At 73.3% G+C, this 17207-nt stretch carries 18 protein-coding genes; 12 read left to right on the top strand and 6 right to left on the bottom strand.

Going from position 1 to position 17207, the window contains the following annotated elements:
• Positions 1 to 174: 174 nt before the first annotated feature.
• Together ACH4XV_RS12845 and ACH4XV_RS12840 are read right to left on the bottom strand one after the other, a co-directional pair.
• Positions 175 to 453, bottom strand: a complete 279-nt coding sequence (locus ACH4XV_RS12845) for an Lrp/AsnC ligand binding domain-containing protein (RefSeq protein WP_078977541.1) — start codon at positions 451 to 453, stop codon at positions 175 to 177.
• A gap of 106 nt (positions 454 to 559) precedes the next feature.
• Positions 560 to 1198: an exonuclease domain-containing protein gene (locus tag ACH4XV_RS12840; protein ID WP_380032697.1), complete on the bottom strand. Its 639-nt coding sequence runs from the start codon at positions 1196 to 1198 to the stop codon at positions 560 to 562.
• A 256-nt stretch (positions 1199 to 1454) separates the two neighbouring features.
• Here ACH4XV_RS12840 and ACH4XV_RS12835 point away from each other — a divergent pair, with 256 nt between their 5' ends.
• The 5 genes from ACH4XV_RS12835 to ACH4XV_RS12815 all read left to right on the top strand — a co-directional run bounded on the left by ACH4XV_RS12835 (position 1455) and on the right by ACH4XV_RS12815 (position 6772).
• A complete protein-coding gene (locus tag ACH4XV_RS12835; RefSeq protein WP_126638347.1) occupies positions 1455 to 1691 on the top strand; it encodes a hypothetical protein in 237 nt (78 codons plus the stop codon).
• Positions 1692 to 2236: 545 nt separating this feature from the next.
• Positions 2237 to 3571, top strand: a complete 1335-nt coding sequence (locus ACH4XV_RS12830; protein WP_395789972.1) for an NYN domain-containing protein — start codon at positions 2237 to 2239, stop codon at positions 3569 to 3571.
• A 65-nt stretch (positions 3572 to 3636) separates the two neighbouring features.
• Positions 3637 to 3999, top strand: coding sequence for a hypothetical protein (locus ACH4XV_RS12825; RefSeq protein WP_395789108.1), 363 nt, complete (start codon positions 3637 to 3639; stop codon positions 3997 to 3999).
• A gap of 105 nt (positions 4000 to 4104) precedes the next feature.
• Positions 4105 to 5487, top strand: coding sequence for a hypothetical protein (locus ACH4XV_RS12820; protein WP_395789106.1), 1383 nt, complete (start codon positions 4105 to 4107; stop codon positions 5485 to 5487).
• A gap of 16 nt (positions 5488 to 5503) precedes the next feature.
• On the top strand, positions 5504 to 6772 hold the full coding sequence (locus ACH4XV_RS12815) for a M48 family metallopeptidase (RefSeq protein ID WP_395789104.1): 1269 nt from the start codon (positions 5504 to 5506) through the stop codon (positions 6770 to 6772).
• A gap of 12 nt (positions 6773 to 6784) precedes the next feature.
• Here ACH4XV_RS12815 and ACH4XV_RS12810 read toward each other — a convergent pair whose 3' ends face one another.
• The 3 genes from ACH4XV_RS12810 to ACH4XV_RS12800 all read right to left on the bottom strand — a co-directional run bounded on the left by ACH4XV_RS12810 (position 6785) and on the right by ACH4XV_RS12800 (position 8740).
• The gene (locus tag ACH4XV_RS12810) at positions 6785 to 7030 is read right to left on the bottom strand and encodes a hypothetical protein (protein ID WP_380012588.1); all 246 of its coding nucleotides are present in this window, start codon (positions 7028 to 7030) and stop codon (positions 6785 to 6787) included.
• Positions 7027 to 7308, bottom strand: coding sequence for a hypothetical protein (locus ACH4XV_RS12805; protein ID WP_395789102.1), 282 nt, complete (start codon positions 7306 to 7308; stop codon positions 7027 to 7029). Before ACH4XV_RS12805 ends, ACH4XV_RS12810 begins: the two co-directional genes overlap by 4 nt.
• Positions 7309 to 7435: 127 nt before the next feature.
• The gene (locus ACH4XV_RS12800) at positions 7436 to 8740 is read right to left on the bottom strand and encodes a glycosyltransferase 87 family protein (protein ID WP_395789100.1); all 1305 of its coding nucleotides are present in this window, start codon (positions 8738 to 8740) and stop codon (positions 7436 to 7438) included.
• Positions 8741 to 8817: 77 nt separating this feature from the next.
• On the opposite strand from ACH4XV_RS12800, the gene ACH4XV_RS12795 reads away from it, so the two are divergent.
• Positions 8818 to 9963, top strand: a complete 1146-nt coding sequence (locus ACH4XV_RS12795; RefSeq protein ID WP_395789098.1) for a glycosyltransferase family 4 protein — start codon at positions 8818 to 8820, stop codon at positions 9961 to 9963.
• Positions 9964 to 10045: 82 nt separating this feature from the next.
• On the opposite strand, the gene ACH4XV_RS12790 is transcribed toward ACH4XV_RS12795, so the two are convergent.
• Positions 10046 to 11854: an AMP-dependent synthetase/ligase gene (locus tag ACH4XV_RS12790; RefSeq protein ID WP_395789096.1), complete on the bottom strand. Its 1809-nt coding sequence runs from the start codon at positions 11852 to 11854 to the stop codon at positions 10046 to 10048.
• Positions 11855 to 12203: 349 nt separating this feature from the next.
• Here ACH4XV_RS12790 and ACH4XV_RS12785 point away from each other — a divergent pair, with 349 nt between their 5' ends.
• The 6 genes from ACH4XV_RS12785 to ACH4XV_RS12760 all read left to right on the top strand — a co-directional run bounded on the left by ACH4XV_RS12785 (position 12204) and on the right by ACH4XV_RS12760 (position 17207).
• Positions 12204 to 12971 (top strand): metallophosphoesterase, encoded by a 768-nt coding sequence (locus ACH4XV_RS12785; RefSeq protein WP_380012603.1) that lies wholly within the window; start codon positions 12204 to 12206, stop codon positions 12969 to 12971.
• Between the two features lie 125 nt (positions 12972 to 13096).
• Entirely contained in the window at positions 13097 to 13531 is a 435-nt protein-coding gene (locus ACH4XV_RS12780) for an SRPBCC family protein (protein ID WP_395789094.1), read from the top strand.
• Positions 13532 to 13538: 7 nt separating this feature from the next.
• The gene (locus tag ACH4XV_RS12775; RefSeq protein ID WP_395789092.1) at positions 13539 to 14726 is read left to right on the top strand and encodes an ArsA family ATPase; all 1188 of its coding nucleotides are present in this window, start codon (positions 13539 to 13541) and stop codon (positions 14724 to 14726) included.
• A gap of 141 nt (positions 14727 to 14867) precedes the next feature.
• Positions 14868 to 15296, top strand: coding sequence for a DUF5304 family protein (locus ACH4XV_RS12770; protein ID WP_395789090.1), 429 nt, complete (start codon positions 14868 to 14870; stop codon positions 15294 to 15296).
• 148 nt (positions 15297 to 15444) lie between these two features.
• A complete protein-coding gene (locus ACH4XV_RS12765) occupies positions 15445 to 16383 on the top strand; it encodes an ROK family glucokinase (protein WP_078977551.1) in 939 nt (312 codons plus the stop codon).
• Positions 16384 to 16496: 113 nt separating this feature from the next.
• The gene (locus ACH4XV_RS12760; protein WP_395789088.1) at positions 16497 to 17207 is read left to right on the top strand and encodes an endonuclease/exonuclease/phosphatase family protein; all 711 of its coding nucleotides are present in this window, start codon (positions 16497 to 16499) and stop codon (positions 17205 to 17207) included.

Genomic DNA, 17207 nt, shown 5'->3' with positions numbered 1-17207 from the left:
AGTTGGGTTGCGGTCCGCTTGTCCTCATGCGCCGGACGGGCTGATTGGGGCCGGGTCGGGTTCTGGGCCGGGCTCCGGCCCGGGTGTCCTCAAGCGCCCGACGGGCTGGATGGGGTGGTTGTCTCCGGAGTTGGGTTGCGGTTGGGGTGTTCTCGCGTGTTGGGCGGGGGTTGGTTATTCGAGGCCGATGGCGAAGGCTGCTTCGAGGTCGTGTTGGGAGTAGGTGCGGAAGGCGATGTGGGTGGTCGTGGCCTCTACTCCCGGGACCTTGTTGAGGCGGCCGGGGATGACGTCGGCCAGGTCGTCGTGGGCGCGGACGCGCACCATGGCGATCAGGTCGAATTCACCGGTCACCGAGTAGACCTCGCTCACGCCCTCGATCGCGGCGATCGCCTCCGCGATTTCCGGGGTCTGGTCCACACGCGTCTTGACCTGCACGATCGCGGTGATCACGGGGTAGTCCTCCGGCTGTCGACGACAAGGTGCCCGAGCTTAGTCGGCGCGCCCGTCGGTGCGGGGGAGCCGGCGCAACCATGTGTACTCGAATCCGGGTCACGGGTCACCCGATCGGAGTGGTTTGGCGCTCGCGGACGCCCGGTGCCGGGGGGCGGCCCAGGGCCAGGAGGTCGGCCAGCTCGTGGCGCCCGCTCGCGTGCATCCGGTCGATGAACGCGCGTAGCACGTGTGCCGTCGCGCGTGCGTCGGCCAACGCTCGGTGGGTCGGGTCGGTGGGCGCCTCGAAGTAGCGCGCGAGGGTGCCCAATCGCAGGTTCGGCAGTGTCCCGGCGGGCAGCAGCGCGCGGGCCAGGGCGAGGGTGTCGACGACCCGGAAGTCGGGCCAGGCGTGGTCGCACGCGATGCTCGCGGTACGCAGAAAGCCCACGTCGAAGGGGGCGTTGTGGGCGACCAGGATGGCGTCCTCGGCGAAGTGGGTGAACGCCGGCAGCACCAGACGCAGCGGGGGAGCGTCGGCCACCAGGTCGTCGGATATCCCGGTCAGGTCGGTGATGAACTCCGGGATCGGCACCCCGGGCGCGACCAGGGTCGCGAACTCGCCCAGGCGGTCCGCCCCGCGCACCCGGACGGCGGCGATCTCGGTGATTCGGGCCTCCTGCGGATCCAGGCCCGTGGTCTCCAGATCGACGACCGTGAACACCTGTCGCTCCACCTCGTCACGAATCGCTCGGGATCCGGGCATGGTTCGCAACTCGTGGCCCGGGGCGATACTGTCCGGCGGGCGGGAACGCCGCGGCGGGTCGGCCGCCGGCAAGCCCTGACCCGCCGAACCTCGTGACCGGCAATCCCGGTGCGCGGTGCTGCTCATGTACCGGACGGTACGTTTCCGGCCCGACACGGCCGCGCCCAGGTACCTCTCGCAGCCCGGCATCATGGGGTGTACGCGGCCGACGGTGAACGGGTAAGGCTTCGCGGACCGAACCAGGAAAGGAACACGCATGTCGATCCAGGCCCCCACCGAGGACACCCGGTGGCGTTGCACGCTGTGCGGCAACCTGACCCGGTTCGACGTGACGCGGACCACCAAGGCCGTGGAGTTCACCCACCTCGACCTGGCGGGCGCCCCCCGGGTCGAGGAGCGCGAGATCGTCTCGGACGAGATCGAGTCGGTGCGCTGCCGCTGGTGCAACGCGACCGATTCGGTCGAACTGGTGGCGCGCCCCGACGCGACCTGATCGCCGCGACCGTCCGGGGACAATGGGACTGTGCATCGTTTCGGCATCGGGGCGGCCCGGCGCGACCGTCGGCGGTGCGGAACACGCCATGATCAAGGCGTCGGCGTCCCGGTAACGGTGACGCGGGGAGGGGCCTCGAGGGAACGGGAAGGACCGGAGGAGCAGTGAGCGGACCGGATACCCGCGCGGACGAGGTCACGCCTGCGCACGCCGCCGACGCCGCCGAGGCGGTGCCGGCCGCCGAGCCCGACCTCGACGCGCAGTCCGGGACCGCGGCGGCGACGGATGCCGCGACCGACGCCGGGGCCGATGCGGAGCCCGTCGAACCGGGGCGGCAGGCCGGGGCCAACGGGCTGGTCGACTCCGCGGCGGGGTCGCTTCGGTCCGCAGGACCCTCAGGGTCCGAGGAGTCCGACGGGGCCGTGCATCACGCCGTCGCCTCGGATGTGCACGGGGCCGCCGAGCCGCCGGCCGGTACACATCCCGCCGCCGACGTGCCCGCCGGGGCCGTCGAGGCGGCCGTCGAGCCCGAGGCGGAGCGGGCCGTGTCCGAGGCGCCGGTCGTCGAGCCCGAGGTGTTGACCGGGCCGTTGCCGGAGGCGGTTCGGGTCCGGGTGATCTCGGTGGCCGCCGACGCGCTCGGCACGATGACCGCCGACGAGGTCCCGGGGCCGCTGCGCCGGTTCGCCCGGTTCACCCATCAGCGCCGGGCCAAGTTCGCCGCGACGCCGCTGGCCGCCGCGCTGGAGAACGATCCGGTGTTCCGCCAGCGCATAGCGGAGCGCTTCCGCAAGGGCCTGCCGGAGATCTCCGAGGCGCTCGAAGCGGGCAAGGTGCCCGCCGCGGCCGACCCGCTCGACGTGGCCGCGGCCGCCTACCTGTTGCGCCCGCGCGGCTGGGTCCGGCTGATCGAGACCGCCGGCGACGCGGCCAAGGAGGCCGCCGCCGACCGCGCCGAGGCCGAGGCCGCCGAGACGTTGTCCCGCCTGGAGCACGAGGTCGGCGTACTGCGCGCGGCCTCGAAGACCGAGCACGAACGGCTGCGCGCCGAGCTGGAGACGGCCCGCAAGGAGGCCGACCACCTGCGCCGCCAGGTGCGCGGCCTCCAGGGCAGCGCCAAGCACGAGGAGAAGGAGGCCCGCCGGGCCCGCTCCGAGCTGGACGCGGTGCGGGTCGAGGCGCAGGCCGCGATCGCCGCCGCGGAGAAGGAGGCGCGCCGGCTGCGCGGCCGGGTCGCCGAGGTCGAATCGGCCCTGGAGGCCAGCCGCCGGGCGGCCCGCGAGGGACGCAGCATGGAGGACACCCGGGTCCGGCTGCTCCTGGACACCGTCCTGGAGGCGGCCCAGGGCCTGCGCCGCGAGCTGGCGCTGCCCCCCGTCGGGATCAGGCCGGCCGACATGGTGGACGCGGTGGTGCCGGGCGCGTCCGGGATAAAGGACATCGCGCAGCGCGCGCTGGAGGGCGACGACCCGGCCCTGCTCGACCAGCTGCTCGCGCTGCCCCAGGCGCACCTGGTGATCGACGGCTACAACGTGACCAAGACCGGCTATCCCACGCTCGCGCTGAACAAGCAGCGCGACCGGCTGGTCGGCGGGCTGACCGGGCTCGCCGCGCAGACCGGTTGCGAGGTGACCTGCGTGTTCGACGGCGCACAGCTGGACGCGCCGGTGCTGCTCGCCCCCGCGCGCGGGGTGCGGGTGATGTTCAGCAAACCGGGCGAGACGGCCGACGAGCTGATCCGCCGGCTGGTCCGGGCCGAGCCGCCGGGCCGGCCGGTCGTGGTGGTCTCCACGGACCGCGAGGTGGCCGAGGGCGTGCGCAAGGCGGGTGCCCGCCCGGTGCCCTCGACGATGTTGCTGCGCAGGCTCACCCGCGGCTGACCGCACCGCGTGTCGGTCGCGCTCCCTACCGTTGACGAGGAAGGTCGACGAGGGGGAGGAGTCACATGCGCATCGCCTGTCGTACACACCGCGGCCGAGGGCGCGCCGGCGCCGCCGGCTGCGCGATCCCGGCTTCGATCGGGCCGGCCCTGATCGGCGCCCGCATCATCGGCATCGACATATCGCCTGAATTATCGAATACGACTTCTTTCGGCGATTTCGGCGTTTTCGGCGACCTCGGTGATCCCGCCGACCCCGGGCCGCCCCCCGAGCCCGCCGGCCGGCCCGACTACATCGAGTTGGACGAGGAGACGCTGACCGCCCTGCGCCTGTTCGCGGCGGAGGGGATGTTCGCGGCGCCGAGCGGATCGGCGCGGGACGGCGGCGAGCCGCCGGGCGTTCGGCGCCCTGCCGACCGCCGGGGCTGAACCGGGCGGCGGGGCCGCTCCGGGGCGGATCGGCGTCCCCCTTTCGCCGCAGCCCCGGTCCCCGTTCGGGGCCGGGAGCGCACGGGCCCACGTTACGATCGACCGGTGGATGACCCGAATCGGGCCGCGCGCCGGATCCGCAGCCTGCTGCCCGTCCTGGTCGTGGTGTGCGCGCTCGCCCAGCTCGGGGCCGTCCTCGGGGTGACCCGATTCGTCGCCGACACGGTGATCCACACTCCTCCCGGCGTCCACGCCGGCCGCTCCGCCGGCCCCGGGGCGAGCGGCGACGGCGAGCAGCACGCGAACGCCCGCCGGGTAGCGATCGGCGCCCTCCTGGAACGGCGCGCGAACGCGTTCCTCACCCGGGACCGCGAGGCGCTCTCGTCCACCCTCGACCCGCAGAACCCGACGTTTCGGCAGAACCAGATGGGCGTCTTCGACAACATCGCCGAGGTGCCGTTCGCCGCGTGGGAGTACGAGATCGTCACGCCCGACGCGTTCGACCTCTCCACCGCGCGCAGGAGCGCGCTCGGCGGGCCCGTGTTCACCGCCCAGGTGGACCTGCTCTACCGGCTCACCGGACACGACGTGGCGCCGGTGCGGGTGCCGCAGTTCCTGACCTTCGTACTGCGGGGCGGCACCTGGTACCTCGCCGCCGACGGCGACGGCGCCGCGACCGGGACGCGCACCCCCGCCCAGGTGTGGGACCTGGGCCCGGTCACCGTGGTCCAGGGCACGCACAGCATCGTGCTCGGCATCGGCACCCGCGCCGCGCTGCGCGAGTTCGCCGACATCACCGACAAGGCCGTGCCGCAGGTGAGCGCGGTGTGGGGCGAGTCCTGGCCGGGGCGGGCGGTGGTGGTGGTGCCCGGCACCCAGGCGGAGATGGCCCGGCTGCTCGGCGCCGAACCGAGCAAGTACGCCAAGATCGCCGCGGTCACCACCGGCGAGCGCGGCGCGGCGGCCGACGCGGCCGCCGCCGACCGGGTCATCGTCAACCCGGACGCGTTTCGCGAGCTGGGCGACCTGGAGCGTCGGGTGGTGATGACGCACGAGATCACCCACGTGGCGAGCCGCGCGTTCACCCGGTCGTGGACGCCGACCTGGCTGTCCGAGGGGTTCGCGGACTACGTCGGCTACCTGGAGTCGGCGCAGACGATGCGCACCGCCGCGCCCGAACTGCGCCGCGACGTGAAGGCGGGCAAGGTGCCCGTACAGCTGCCCGCCGACACGACCTTCGAGACCACGCAGGAGGATCTGCCCCAGGCGTACGAGATGGGGTGGCTGGCCTGCAAACTGATCGCGGAGCGGTGGGGTCGGCCCAAGCTGGTCGAGCTGTACCGTACGGTCGGCGCCGAACGGCCGCCCGGGGTCGGCGCGCCCGACGCGGCGTCGGCCCTGTCGTCGGCGATGGTGTCCGTCCTGGGCACCGGCCCCGACGCGTTCACCAAGACCTGGCTCGACTACCTGCGGACGCAGGCCGAATGACGGGGGCACGGCGGGCATGTCGGTCCAGAGGTTGTTGCTGATCTGCCTGATCTGCACGGGTGTGGTGCTGCTCGTGGCGGTCGCGGTGACCACGCCGTGGCGCCCGCTGCCGGAGCCGCCGGGCGGGTTCACCCACCCGGACGCGGCCCGGGACTTCACCGCCGCCGAGATCGCGCGCGGACAGGCGCTGGCCCGGGCCGCGCGCCCGCCCGCCTACCTGTCCATGGCGCTGTCCCTGGTGGTGTCCCTCGTGCTCGGGCTCACCCCGGCGGGGGCGCGGATCATCGAGGCGGTCGCCCGGCCCCTGGGCGGCGGGTGGGCCTGGCGGATCCTGCTCGGCGGGCTGGTGCTCGCGCTGATCGGCCGGCTGGCCACGCTGCCGTTCGCGGCCCGCCTGGAGGTGGTCCGGCGGCGCTACGGGCTGTCGGTGCAGAGCTGGGGGAGTTGGTGGGCCGATCTGGGCAAGGGGTTCGCGATGTCCACCGGGCTGCTGCTCGTGGTGGCGCTCGCGCTGTACGCGCTGATCCGGGCGCTGCCCCGGGCCGGCTGGCTGATCGCGGCCGGCGGCGGCGCGCTGCTCGTGGTGGCGATCTCGTTCCTGTACCCGCTGCTGGTCGAACCGGCCTTCAACAAGTTCCACTCGATGCCCGACGGGCCGCTGCGCACCTCGCTTTTGCAGCTGGCCGAGCGGGACGGGGTGCCCGTACAGGACGTGCTGGTCGCCGACGCGTCGCGGCGGACCACCGCGCTCAACGCGTATGTGTCCGGGTTCGGCTCGACCCGGCGGATCGTGGTGTACGACACCACCGTGCGCGACGCGGATCCGCGCGAGGTGGAGTTGATCGCGGCACACGAACTGGGCCACGCCAAGCGCAACGACGTGCTGCACGGCACGCTGATCGGCGCCGCCGCGATGGCCGCCGGCGTCTGCGGGCTCGGCCTGTTGATGTCCTGGTCGCCGCTGCTGCGTCGGGCCGGCGCGGACGCCGCGGGCGACCCGCGTTCGCTCGCCCTGCTGCTCGCGGCGGTCGCGGTGATCGGCACGCTGGCCGGCCCCGGCGAGATGTTGATCAGCCGGCGGCTGGAGGCCCGGGCGGACGTGCACGCCCTCGACCTGACCCGCGACCCGGAGGCGTTCATCCGCATGCAGCACAACCTGGCCGTGACCAACCGCTCCAACGTCACCCCGAACCCGATCCTGCAATTCCTCTTCGCCTCCCACCCCTCCGCCCCCGAACGCATCGCCTCGGCAAGAGACTGGGAACGCCTGCACGGCAAGGGGTAGCGGCGTGGCTGCTCAGGGACCGGGCTGTATGCGCACGACGGTCACGAGCAACTGTCCCGCCGATACCTGGTAGACGACGAAGATGCTGCGGCCGAGCGTCGCCTCGCGCCGGTCCCTGGAGTAGGTCGCGCTCGACCCGCATCCATACGGGTCGCGAGCGATCGCCGCCATCCCCGCGTCGAGGTCGCGGCGCTGTGCGGGAGTGAGTTGTCCTCGGACCTTGTCGCAGTCCGGGGTGTACTCGACGCGAAAGCTCATTCCGGTTCACCCGCTTCGGCTTCCCGGCGCTTTTGCTCGACGAATTCGCGTTCGCGGCGCTCCAGCATCTCGAAGACGGCGCGGTCCTCCTCCTCGGCCGTGGTCGGCTTGAGCGCCCACTTCGCCAGGAGCGCGAACAGTTCGTTCGCCGGGCAGTCCTCCACCGCCTCGTTGAACTCCTTGTGCCACTCCTCGGGCAACGATTCCCGGATGGTCCGCACGGTCGCGGGCAGTTCCACGACGGCACCACCGATGTGCGTCTTGAATGTCGCCGGCATGGGCACACACCTCCGTCGAGAGTCGTTTCGGTCGTCGTGTTCCAGTGTGCTGTGGGCGGTGCGTTGTGCACAGGCGTGTGGCCGGCGTGTTGGGGGCTTGTGATGGTGGCGCAGGGGCGTGGTGTGGCTACACGGTGGACTTCGCCACGGGGCGGTGCGGGTCCGTGGGGGTCGGGGGTTGCTTCGTCGGAGCCGCCGTGGTCGGCTCGTCGACGGCGCGGCTCGCCTGCCACAGGCGCCGGGCCGACATCGCCGTCGCCGTCACCAGCAGGGTGTTGCGGGCGGTCAGGGCCAGGACCGCGGCCGGTTCGCTGCGGAGGAGTTCGCCGAACCAGATCGGGAATTCCAGGGTGGTCAGCGGCATCGCGCACAGCAGCAGTACGGCCGGCAGGCGCTGGGTGGTGTCCGGCCGCAGCAGGCACACCGCCGCCAGGCCGATCAGCCACACCAGATACTGCGGGCTGATCACCCGGCTCGTGGTCACGAAGATCAACATCGCGCACAGCGCCGCGTCGGGCGCCGTGGTCGCGGTGAACCGGCGGGCCCGCACCCGCCACAGCAGCAGCCAGCCGAAGCCCAGCACGCTGGTGAGCAGGCTGATTCGGCCCACCGCGGTGATGTACGGGCCGTGGAATTCGAGCGATCCGTAGCTCTCCCGGACCTGCCCGCTCCACCCGCACCAGGAGGCGAGGTGGAACGGCACGGCGAACACCGACTCCACCTCGATGCCGCGTTCGCGCTGGTAGCCCAGGAACGCGAAGGCTCCCGGGAGCGCGGCGGTGAAGCCGAGCACCACCACGGCGGCGCCGAGCAGGGTCCACGCGTACGCCCGGGCCGGCCCGCGTCGCCCGCGCAGCCCCACGAAGATCAGCGCCGGCCACAGCTTTATCGCCGTCGCGAAGCCCGCCAGCAGCCCCGCGAGCCGGTGTCGGTCGGCGCGCCGGCCCGTGATCAGGACCAGCGCCGCCACCGTCGGCGCGGTCACCGCGAGGTCGTACCTGGCCAGGACTATCGGCCCGAGCAGCGGCACCGCCACCACCCACAACGCCGCGCCGTACGGCGGGACCCCGCGCGGGATGCCCCGGGCCAGCAGCCACACCACCGCCGCGTCGGCGACGAGCATCAGCAGGTACACCGATGTCGCGTAGTCGAACGGCAGCAGCCCGGGCAGCAGCAACACCCCGGCCGCGCCCGGCGGGTACTGCCAGCGCACGTCGTCCACCGGAAAGGTCCCCGAGCGCAACACGTGGAACCACTCGCGGTAGATCGCCCGCGCGTCACCGGTGACGAACGGCCAGGGATTGGGCACCACTTCCATCGCCGTCAGCAGCAACACCGCCCGGGTCGCCGCCCAGACGAGCACGACGGCCCAGAGCGCGCCCGACGGCGTCCGGAACGGATTCCGCGCACGGTGCCACGAGGGAAGGCTCACCGACGGATCGTACAGAGCGCGCCCGCCTCGACCGGATCCTTCCGCCGGGCGGCGCGTCGGGTCTGGGATCCTCGTGCGTGATGAAGACCTTGATCGTCACCAATGACTTCCCGCCCCGGCCCGGCGGCATCCAGTCCTTCGTGCACTCCATGGCGCTGCGGCTGCCCGCGGACGGCGTCGTGGTCTACACGTCCTCGTGGCGGGACCGGGCCGAGACGGCCGCGTTCGACGCGGCGCAGCCCTTCCCGGTGGTGCGTGATCGTACGTCGATGCTGGTGCCCACGCCGGGCGCGGTACGCCGGGCCCGGGAGATCGCCCGGGCCGAGGGCTGCGACACCGTCTGGTTCGGCGCGGCGGCGCCGCTGGGCCTGATGGCGCCGAGCCTGCGCGCGGTCGGCGTGGAGCGTCTTGTGGCCACCACGCACGGGCACGAGGCCGGCTGGGCCGTACTGCCCGGCGCCAGGCAGCTGTTGCGGCGGATCGGCGAGGGCGTGGACACGGTCACCTACCTGGGCGAGTACACCCGGGGCAAGATCGCGCCCGCGCTCACCCCGGCCGCCGCCGCGCGCATGGTGCAACTGCCGCCCGGCGTGGACGAGACCGTGTTCCGCCCGGACGTCGGCGGCGCCGAGGTGCGCGCCCGACACGGCCTGAGCGATCGGCCGGTCGTGGTCTGCGTGTCGCGGCTCGTGCCGCGCAAGGGCCAGGACGTACTCGTGCACGCGCTGCCGAGGATTCGCCGCCGGGTGCCGGACGCGGCGCTGCTGATCGTCGGCGCCGGGCCGTACCGGGACCGCCTGGAGACGATGGTCGACCAGGTCGGCGTGCGCGACTCGGTGGTGTTCACCGGCGCGGTGCCGTGGGCCGAGTTGCCCGCGCACCACGAGGCGGGCGACGTGTTCGCGATGCCGTGCCGCACCCGGCGTCGTGGCCTGGACGTGGAGGGCCTGGGGATCGTCTACCTGGAGGCGTCGGCGGTTGGCCGGCCGGTGGTGGCGGGCGATTCGGGCGGCGCGCCGGACGCGGTGCTCGAGGGCGAGACGGGCCACGTGGTCGACGGCCGCTCGCCGGCCGCCGTCGCCGACCGGGTGGCGGGCCTGCTGGCCGACCCGGAGCGGGCCGCCCGGATGGGCGCGGCGGGCCGCCGCTGGGTGGAGCGGGCCTGGCGGTGGGACCTGCTCTCGGAACGGCTCCGGGGGCTGCTCGACCCGAAGGCGGGCTGAGCGCGGACGCGCCGAGGGCGGCCGGCCCCGGAACCCCGGAGCCGCCCGCCCTCTTGCGCTCGTCGCGCCCGCCCGCGTGTGCTCAGCCCTCGTAGATCTTCTCGATGTCCTGCTCGAAGTCCTTGAGCACCAGGTTGCGCTTGAGCTTGAGGGACGGCGTCACATGGCCGCTCTCCTCGGTGAAGTTGATGGTCAGCACGCGGAACTTGCGCACCCCCTCGGCGCGCGAGACGGCCTTGTTGCCCTCGTCGACCGCGTCCTGGACGGCGGCCAGCAGGTCCGGGTCGTCGGCGAGATCGGCGACCGTCGCGTCGGCGGGCTTGCCGTTCTGCTCCTTCCAGGTCGGGAAGGCCTCCGGGTCGATGGTGATCAGCGCGCCGACGAACGGGCGGCGGTCGCCGACCACCATGCACTCGCTGATCAGCGGGTGGGCCCGGATCCGGTCCTCGATCAGGGCCGGTGCGATGTTCTTGCCGCCGGCGGTGACCAGGATCTCCTTCTTGCGCCCGGTCACGGTCAGGAAGCCCTCGTCGTCCAGGACGCCGATGTCGCCGGTGCGGAACCAGCCGTCGTCCTCGAACGCCTCGGCGGTGGCCGCGTCGTTCTTCCAGTAGCCGGTGAACACGTTCGGACCCTTGGCCAGGATCTCGCCGTCCTCGGCGATCCGCACGGCCGAGCCCGGCACCGGCCGACCGACCGTGCCGATCCGGATGCCCTCGGCGGGGTTGACCGTGTGCGCGGCGCACGTCTCGGTCAGGCCGTAGCCCTCCAGGACGGTGAAGCCGATGCCGCGGAAGAAGTGGCCGAGCCGGGTGCCCAGCGGCGCGCCGCCGGAGATGGCGTGTGTGGCCTGGCCGCCGAGCGCCGCGCGCAGCTTGCCGTAGACCAGCTTGTCGAACACCTTGTGCTTGATCCGCAGGCCCAGGCTGATGCTCGCGCTGTCCATACCCTCGCTGTACGCGATCGCCGTCTCGGCGGCCATCTCGAAGATCTTGCCCTTGCCGTCGGCCTGCGCCTTGGCCGAGGCCGCGTTGTAGACCTTCTCGAACACGCGCGGCACGGCGAGCACGAAGGTCGGCTGGAAGGTCTGGAGTTCGCCGGTGAGCTGCTTGACGTCCGGACAGTGCCCGATCCGGACCTGGGCCATGATGCAGCCGATCTCCAGGATCCGGCCCAGCACGTGGGCGAGCGGCAGGAACAGCAGACAGCTCGACTTCTCCGGGACGAACAGCCGGTTCAGCAGCGCGACCACGTTGCCCAGCTCGGCCTGGAAGTTGCCGTGCGTCAGGACGCAGCCCTTGGGCCGCCCGGTGGTGCCCGAGGTGTAGATGACGGTGGCGACCGAGTCGGCGCGCAGGCCCGCACAGCGCTCGTCGACCACCGCGTCGGCCACCTCGCGCCCGGCCGCGGTGAGCGCGGGCACCGCCGCCTCGCCGTCGCCCTCGTCGATCCGCCACACGTGGGCCAGCTCCGGGAGCCGCTCGCGCGCCCGCTCGACCGCGCCCTGGTGCGCCGCGTTCTCCACGACCACCGCCCGCGCCCCCGAGTCGGACAGGATCCACTCGATCTGCTCGGCCGAGGAGGTCTCGTACACCGGTACCGAGATCGCGCCGGCGCACCAGATGGCGAAGTCGAGCAGCGTCCACTCGTAGCGGGTGCGCGACATCAGGCCGATCCGGTCGCCGGGCTCGATGCCCGCCGCGATCAGGCCCTTGGCCACCTCGTACACCTCGGCCAGGAAGCGGGTCGAGGTCACGTCCGTCCAGCGTCCGCCCACCTTGCGGGCCAGCGCCGGGGCATCCGGTGCCTCTGCGGCGTTGCGCTTGATGAGGTCGGTCAGGTTGCCCTCGGCGGGAACCTCGGCCAGGGCCGGGACGCTGCACTCGCGCACTGATGCTCCTCGTTGCGGTCTCGGCGCCGGAGGTCGGCGCTGCCGGTGCCGGTGTCGGTGTTGCCGGCCCGTCTCGGTGGCTGTCCATCTTGCCGACTCGTTGACGGGGGCAGACGTTACTGGCAAGTAGGTCTGGGGGACAGGGGTCGTGAGGATCCTGTGCCCGGTCTCACGCTACGGACAAGCCCACATCCGTATCGACTCGGAATTCGTGGCGGGGTCGACGAGCATCCGTCCCGATTCGACCGGGCATGTCGAGAGTATCGATTCGGCGTGCGGGGCGGGTGTGACGGAGGCAACCCCCCGGTGTCGTCGGTTTCGGTTCGGCGCCGTCAGTACAGTGACCGACATGCGGGTCCACGTGGTGAGCGACGTCCACGGTGCCGCCGAGGCGCTCGCCCGCGCGGGCGACGGCGCCGACGCCCTGGTGTGCCTGGGCGATCTGGTGCTCTTCCTCGACTACCACGACCTGGACCGCGGCATCTTCACCGACCTGTTCGGCGTGGAGAACACCCGCGAACTGCTCGCGCTGCGCAACGCCCGCCGCTTCGCCGAGGCGCGGGCCTTCTCCGGCTCGTTGTGGGCGGGTGTGCCCGGCGGTGCCCGACAGGCGATCGAGGCGGCGGTGCGCCGCCAGTACGCCGCGCTGTTCGCGGCCTTCCCCACCCCCACCTACGTCACCTACGGCAACGTCGACGTGCCCGAGTTGTGGCCCGACTACGCGCGCGAGGGGGTGACCGTGCTCGACGGCCAGGTGGTGGAGATCGGCGGTCGCACCTTCGGCTTCGTCGGCGGCGGGCTGCGCACCCCGATGCACACGCCGTACGAGATCTCCGACGAGGAGTACGCGGCCAAGGTCGCCGCGGTCGGTCGCGTCGACGTGTTGTGCTGCCACATCCCGCCCGCCGTGCCGGACCTGACCTACGACGTGGTCGCCCGGCGGTTCGAGCGCGGCAGCGAGGCGGTGTTGCGGGCGATCCACGAGACCGGGCCCGACCTGGTGCTGTTCGGACACGTACATCAGCCGCTGCGCGCGCGGATGCGGATCGGGCGCACCGAATGTGTCAACGTGGGGCATTTCCAGGCCACCGGGAAACCGTACGTCCTCACCTGGTGAGCCGGTGCCGCGTCCCCGCAGGTCGGGCACGATAACCTTCGAGCGGATCGGCCGTACTCGACCATCTTGAGGTGTTGTCGAGACGGCCAACAACGGCTACGCGAGCTTCCGGAGGACTCCTCACGATGGCTGAACGGACCAGCTCGACCATCACGATCGACGCCACGCCGGCCGAGGTCATGGCCGTCATCGCGGGGTTCGAGGGCTATCCCGAGTGGACCGGCGAGGTCAAGGAGACCGAGGTCCTGGAGATCGACGAGTCGACCGGGCGCGCGGTGCGGGTGCGGTTCAAGCTCGACGCCGGCGTGATCAGCGACGAGCACGTGCTCGGCTACACCTGGGAGGACGACCGCGAGGTGCGGTGGACCCTGGTGACCAGCCAGATGCTCAAGGCGCTCGACGGTCGCTACGCGCTGAGCCCGATCGCCGGCGGTACCGAGGTCACCTACGAACTCACCGTCGACGTCAAGATCCCGATGCTGGGCATGCTCAAGCGCAAGGCGGAGAAGGTCATCATCGATCGGGCCCTGACCGGGCTCAAGAAGCGCGTCGAGAGTTGACCCGGCGGTGACGCGGGTCCTGCTTGTCACCGGTCTTCCGGGCGCCGGGCGCACGACCGTCGCGGCGGCGACCGCGGTGGCCGCGGCGCGGGCCGGGCGGCGCACGCTGCTCCTCGCCGCCGACGGCACGCGCGACGTGGACACGGTGCTCGACGTGGCGGTCGGCGCCGACCCCTTCGACGTGCTGCCCGGGCTGACCGTGCAGCGGGTCGCGGTCCGGGCCGAGTTCGAGCGCGAGTTCCTGCTGGTGCAGGGACAGTTGGGCGCCGCTCTCGGGGTGGTCGGGGTGGAGCCGCTGGACCCCGAGGAGATCACCGTGCCGCCGGGCGCGGGGGACGTGCTGGCGCTGCGGGTGCTGGCACGGGCGGTGGACTCGCGGCGCTACGAGTTGATCGTGGTCGACCTGCCCGCCGCCGAGCGGGCGGTGCCGGCGCTCGCGGTGCCGGAGGGGCTGGCCCGCTACGTGGACCGGCTGCTGCCGGTGGAGCGGCAGGCGGCGCGCGCGTTGCGGCCGGTGCTCGCGGCGGTCGCCGGGGTGCCGATGCCCGACGACTGGGTGTACGACACGGCCCGGCGGGTGGCCGCCGAGCTGGAGGTGCTGCGCGCGCTGGTGGCGGCGCCGACCACGACCGTGCGGCTGGTGGTGCGGCCCGGGACGGTCGCGCTGGCCGCGGCGCGGCGGGCCGCCTCGGCGCTGGCGCTGTACGGGCACCGCATCGAGGACGTGATCGTCAACGGGGTCGGCGCGGCCGACTCGCCCGATCCGGCGGTGCGGGCGCGGGCCGAGGTGGCGCGCGAGACCGTGGACGCGCTGTGCGCGCTGCTCCCGCGCGTGCCGCTGGCGCAGATCCCCGTGCTGCCCGCCGAGCCGCTGGGCACGGGCGAACTCGCCGATGTGGCGGCGCACTTCGGCCCGGTGGGCCCGGGCGGCGCGGCCGACGACGACGGGCACACGATCGAACGCGACGGCGAGCGGCTGCTGTTGCTGCTGCCGCTGCCGGGCACGGATCGCGACGACCTGGACCTGCTGCGCCGCGGCGACGAGCTGGTGATCACGATCGGCCCGCACCGCCGGCTGATCCGGCTGCCCTCGGCGCTGCGCCGCTGCCTCATCGAGGGTGCGGGCCTACGCGACGGCGTCCTCCGCGTCCGCTTCGTCCCGGACCCGGCCGTGTGGATGCGCTCGACGCCGTAGCGCCGGCGGCTCGCCGGCCGCCGAGATCCTCGTCGATCCCGACTTCGATGGGTGCGTACGCCATGTCCCTCGTCCTCGTGGGGAAGTCGTGGCGGGGTGGAGGGTTCGCGTCGGGCGGTGGGAGCGCGGAGAATGCTTCGGATGGATCCTGATGAGCGGGTGACGGGCAAGGACGCGGCGGATGCGTGGGCGGGCAGCACGGACGAGGTGCCGCCGGCCGCGGACGCGAAGGCCGAGGGGGACGGTGCGCGGGAGCGGGTCGATCCCTGGGCGCGGCTCGGGGAGGAGGCTCGGCGGCTCGGGGAGTCGCTGACCGGGGCCGACAAGGGGGATCAGGCGCCGGCCGCGCGGTTGGCGGAGGAGGCTCGGCGGCTGGCCGAGACGCTGGTGGAGCAGGCCGGGGCGGTGCGCGAGCAGATGGCGCGCAGGCACCCCGAGGTGGCCGCGCACCTGGCCGCCGCCGGGACCGAGCTGGCGTCCGCGTACCGGGCCTTCGTCGGCGACCGCGAACGCAGGTGGGCCGCGAAGCCGGCCGAGAGCGAGCGGATCCGGCTCGACGACGACGAGTAACCGGGCGCACCGCCGGGCGACCCCGCCGCCCGCAGCGCGCGTCGTGGGCGGTCGGGTGGTGTCCGGCGGGCGTACGCGTGGGGTGGGGGCGGGGAAGGGACCAGTACGATCCGTTGCGGGCAATGCACGCGAACGAGCTTGGGACGACATGGGACTCACGATCGGTGTCGACATCGGTGGCACCAAAATCCTCGCGGGTGTGGTCGACGCCGACGGGGTGATCCTCGATCGGCTCAAGGTCGCCACCCCCAAGGACGCCGATGGCACCGCGCAGGTGATCGCCGAGGCGGTCAACACCCTGCGACGCAACCACGTCGTGGAGGCGGTCGGGCTCGGCGCGGCCGGATTCATCGGCGCGGACCGTTCGACCGTGCTGTTCTCGGCCAACGTCGGCGCCTGGGTCGGCGAGCCGCTCCGCGATCGTATGGAGGCGCTGATCGGCCTCCCGGTCGTGGTCGAGAACGACGCCAACGCCGCGGCCTGGGGCGAGGTGCGCTTCGGCGCGGCCGCCGGGCACACCAACGTGATGTGCGTGACCGTCGGCACCGGCATCGGCGGCGCGATCGTGTTCGGCGGCGAGCTGTACCGGGGCGGCGGCGGGATAGCGGGTGAGCCCGGCCACATGCGGGTGGTCCCCGACGGCCTCGCCTGCCCGTGCGGCAACTACGGCTGCTGGGAGCGGTACGCCAGCGGCAGCGCGCTGACCCGCTACGCCCGCGACCGGGCGGCCGGCCTGCCCGAGGCGGCGGAGAAGCTGCTCGCCCTCGGCGACGGCACCCCCGCGGGCATCCAGGGCCCGCACGTCACCCAGGCCGCGCTGCTCGGCGACCCCGTCTCGCTGGCCGCCTTCCGCGAACTGGGCACCTGGCTCGGCCAGGGCCTGGCCGACCTGTCCGCCGTGCTCGACCCCGCCGCGTTCGTCATCGGCGGCGGCGTCTCGGACGCGGGCGATCTCCTGCTCGTCCCCGCCCTGGAGACCTACCGCAGCGTGCTGCGCCGCGGCCACCGCCTCGGCGCCGAAGTCGTGGTCGCCACTCTGGGCAGCGACGCGGGACTGGTCGGCGCGGCGGACCTGGCCCGCCACTGACGACACCGCCGCCACGCGCGCGGAACACACCGCCTCCCGGGGACCGGGCGGGCGTACACAGCTGGTCGATCGTGGTTCGGGCCGGGAGCCCCGAACCGGGCAAGGGGGCATCAGTGGCCGTCGGCAACGGAGAGATCCGGGTCATGTCGTACAACGTGCGTTCGCTGCGCGACGATCGGGACGCCCTGGTGCGGATCGTCCGGCACGCCGCGCCCGACCTGCTCTGCATCCAGGAGGGCCCCCGCTTCGTGCGCCGTCGGCAGGCGGTCGCCCGCCTCGCGCGCGACTGCGGCCTGGTGGTGATCGCCGGCGGCGGCACCGCGTCGGGGCTGCTCGTGCTCGGCGGGCTGCGGGTGAGCGTGCGGCGGGCGTACGACGAGCTGCCGCCGGCCGCGACCGGACGGCGTGCGCTCGGGCCGGCCGGCGCGGTGGTGGCGGTCGGCGGCGCCGAATTCGCGGTGGCCAGCGCGCAGTTCGGACCGGCCGCCGCCGAACGACCGGCGCAGGCCGACGAGTTGTTGCGCCGGCTGGCCGGGCTCGACACCGAACACCGGGTGCTGGCCGGGGACTTCAACGAGTCGGCGGGCCGTCCCGGCTGGGACCGCCTGGCCGAGGAACTTCGCGACGGATACCCGGCGGCGCCCAGCGGCTCGGAGTTCACCGCGCCGCGCCGCGACCCCGGCCGCCGCCTGGACGGCGTGTTCGTGTCCGAGCACGTCGAGGTGCTCGGCTGCGGCGTCCCCGACGACGTCACCGACGCCGACTACGCCGCCGCCTCCGACCACCGCCCGGTGCTGGCCACGCTGCGGATACCCGTCGGCTGA

The organism is Embleya sp. NPDC020630, assembly GCF_044334985.1.
Taxonomy (GTDB): domain Bacteria; phylum Actinomycetota; class Actinomycetes; order Streptomycetales; family Streptomycetaceae; genus Embleya.
The sequence above is the reverse complement of the archived record's forward strand: the minus strand, read 5'-3'. Positions and strand labels throughout refer to the sequence as shown.

What these genes read in the sequence shown, in the direction of transcription:
- ACH4XV_RS12765 (WP_078977551.1), top strand. Translation starts at nt 15,445, where the DNA reads ATGGGACTCACGATCGGTGTCGACATCGGTGGCACCAAAATCCTCGCG.
- ACH4XV_RS12815 (WP_395789104.1), top strand. Translation starts at nt 5,504, where the DNA reads ATGTCGGTCCAGAGGTTGTTGCTGATCTGCCTGATCTGCACGGGTGTG.
- ACH4XV_RS12825 (WP_395789108.1), top strand. Translation starts at nt 3,637, where the DNA reads ATGCGCATCGCCTGTCGTACACACCGCGGCCGAGGGCGCGCCGGCGCC.
- ACH4XV_RS12810 (WP_380012588.1), bottom strand. Translation starts at nt 7,030, where the DNA reads ATGAGCTTTCGCGTCGAGTACACCCCGGACTGCGACAAGGTCCGAGGA.
- ACH4XV_RS12785 (WP_380012603.1), top strand. Translation starts at nt 12,204, where the DNA reads ATGCGGGTCCACGTGGTGAGCGACGTCCACGGTGCCGCCGAGGCGCTC.
- ACH4XV_RS12770 (WP_395789090.1), top strand. Translation starts at nt 14,868, where the DNA reads ATGGATCCTGATGAGCGGGTGACGGGCAAGGACGCGGCGGATGCGTGG.
- ACH4XV_RS12840 (WP_380032697.1), bottom strand. Translation starts at nt 1,198, where the DNA reads ATGCCCGGATCCCGAGCGATTCGTGACGAGGTGGAGCGACAGGTGTTC.
- ACH4XV_RS12780 (WP_395789094.1), top strand. Translation starts at nt 13,097, where the DNA reads ATGGCTGAACGGACCAGCTCGACCATCACGATCGACGCCACGCCGGCC.
- ACH4XV_RS12805 (WP_395789102.1), bottom strand. Translation starts at nt 7,308, where the DNA reads ATGCCGGCGACATTCAAGACGCACATCGGTGGTGCCGTCGTGGAACTG.
- ACH4XV_RS12835 (WP_126638347.1), top strand. Translation starts at nt 1,455, where the DNA reads ATGTCGATCCAGGCCCCCACCGAGGACACCCGGTGGCGTTGCACGCTG.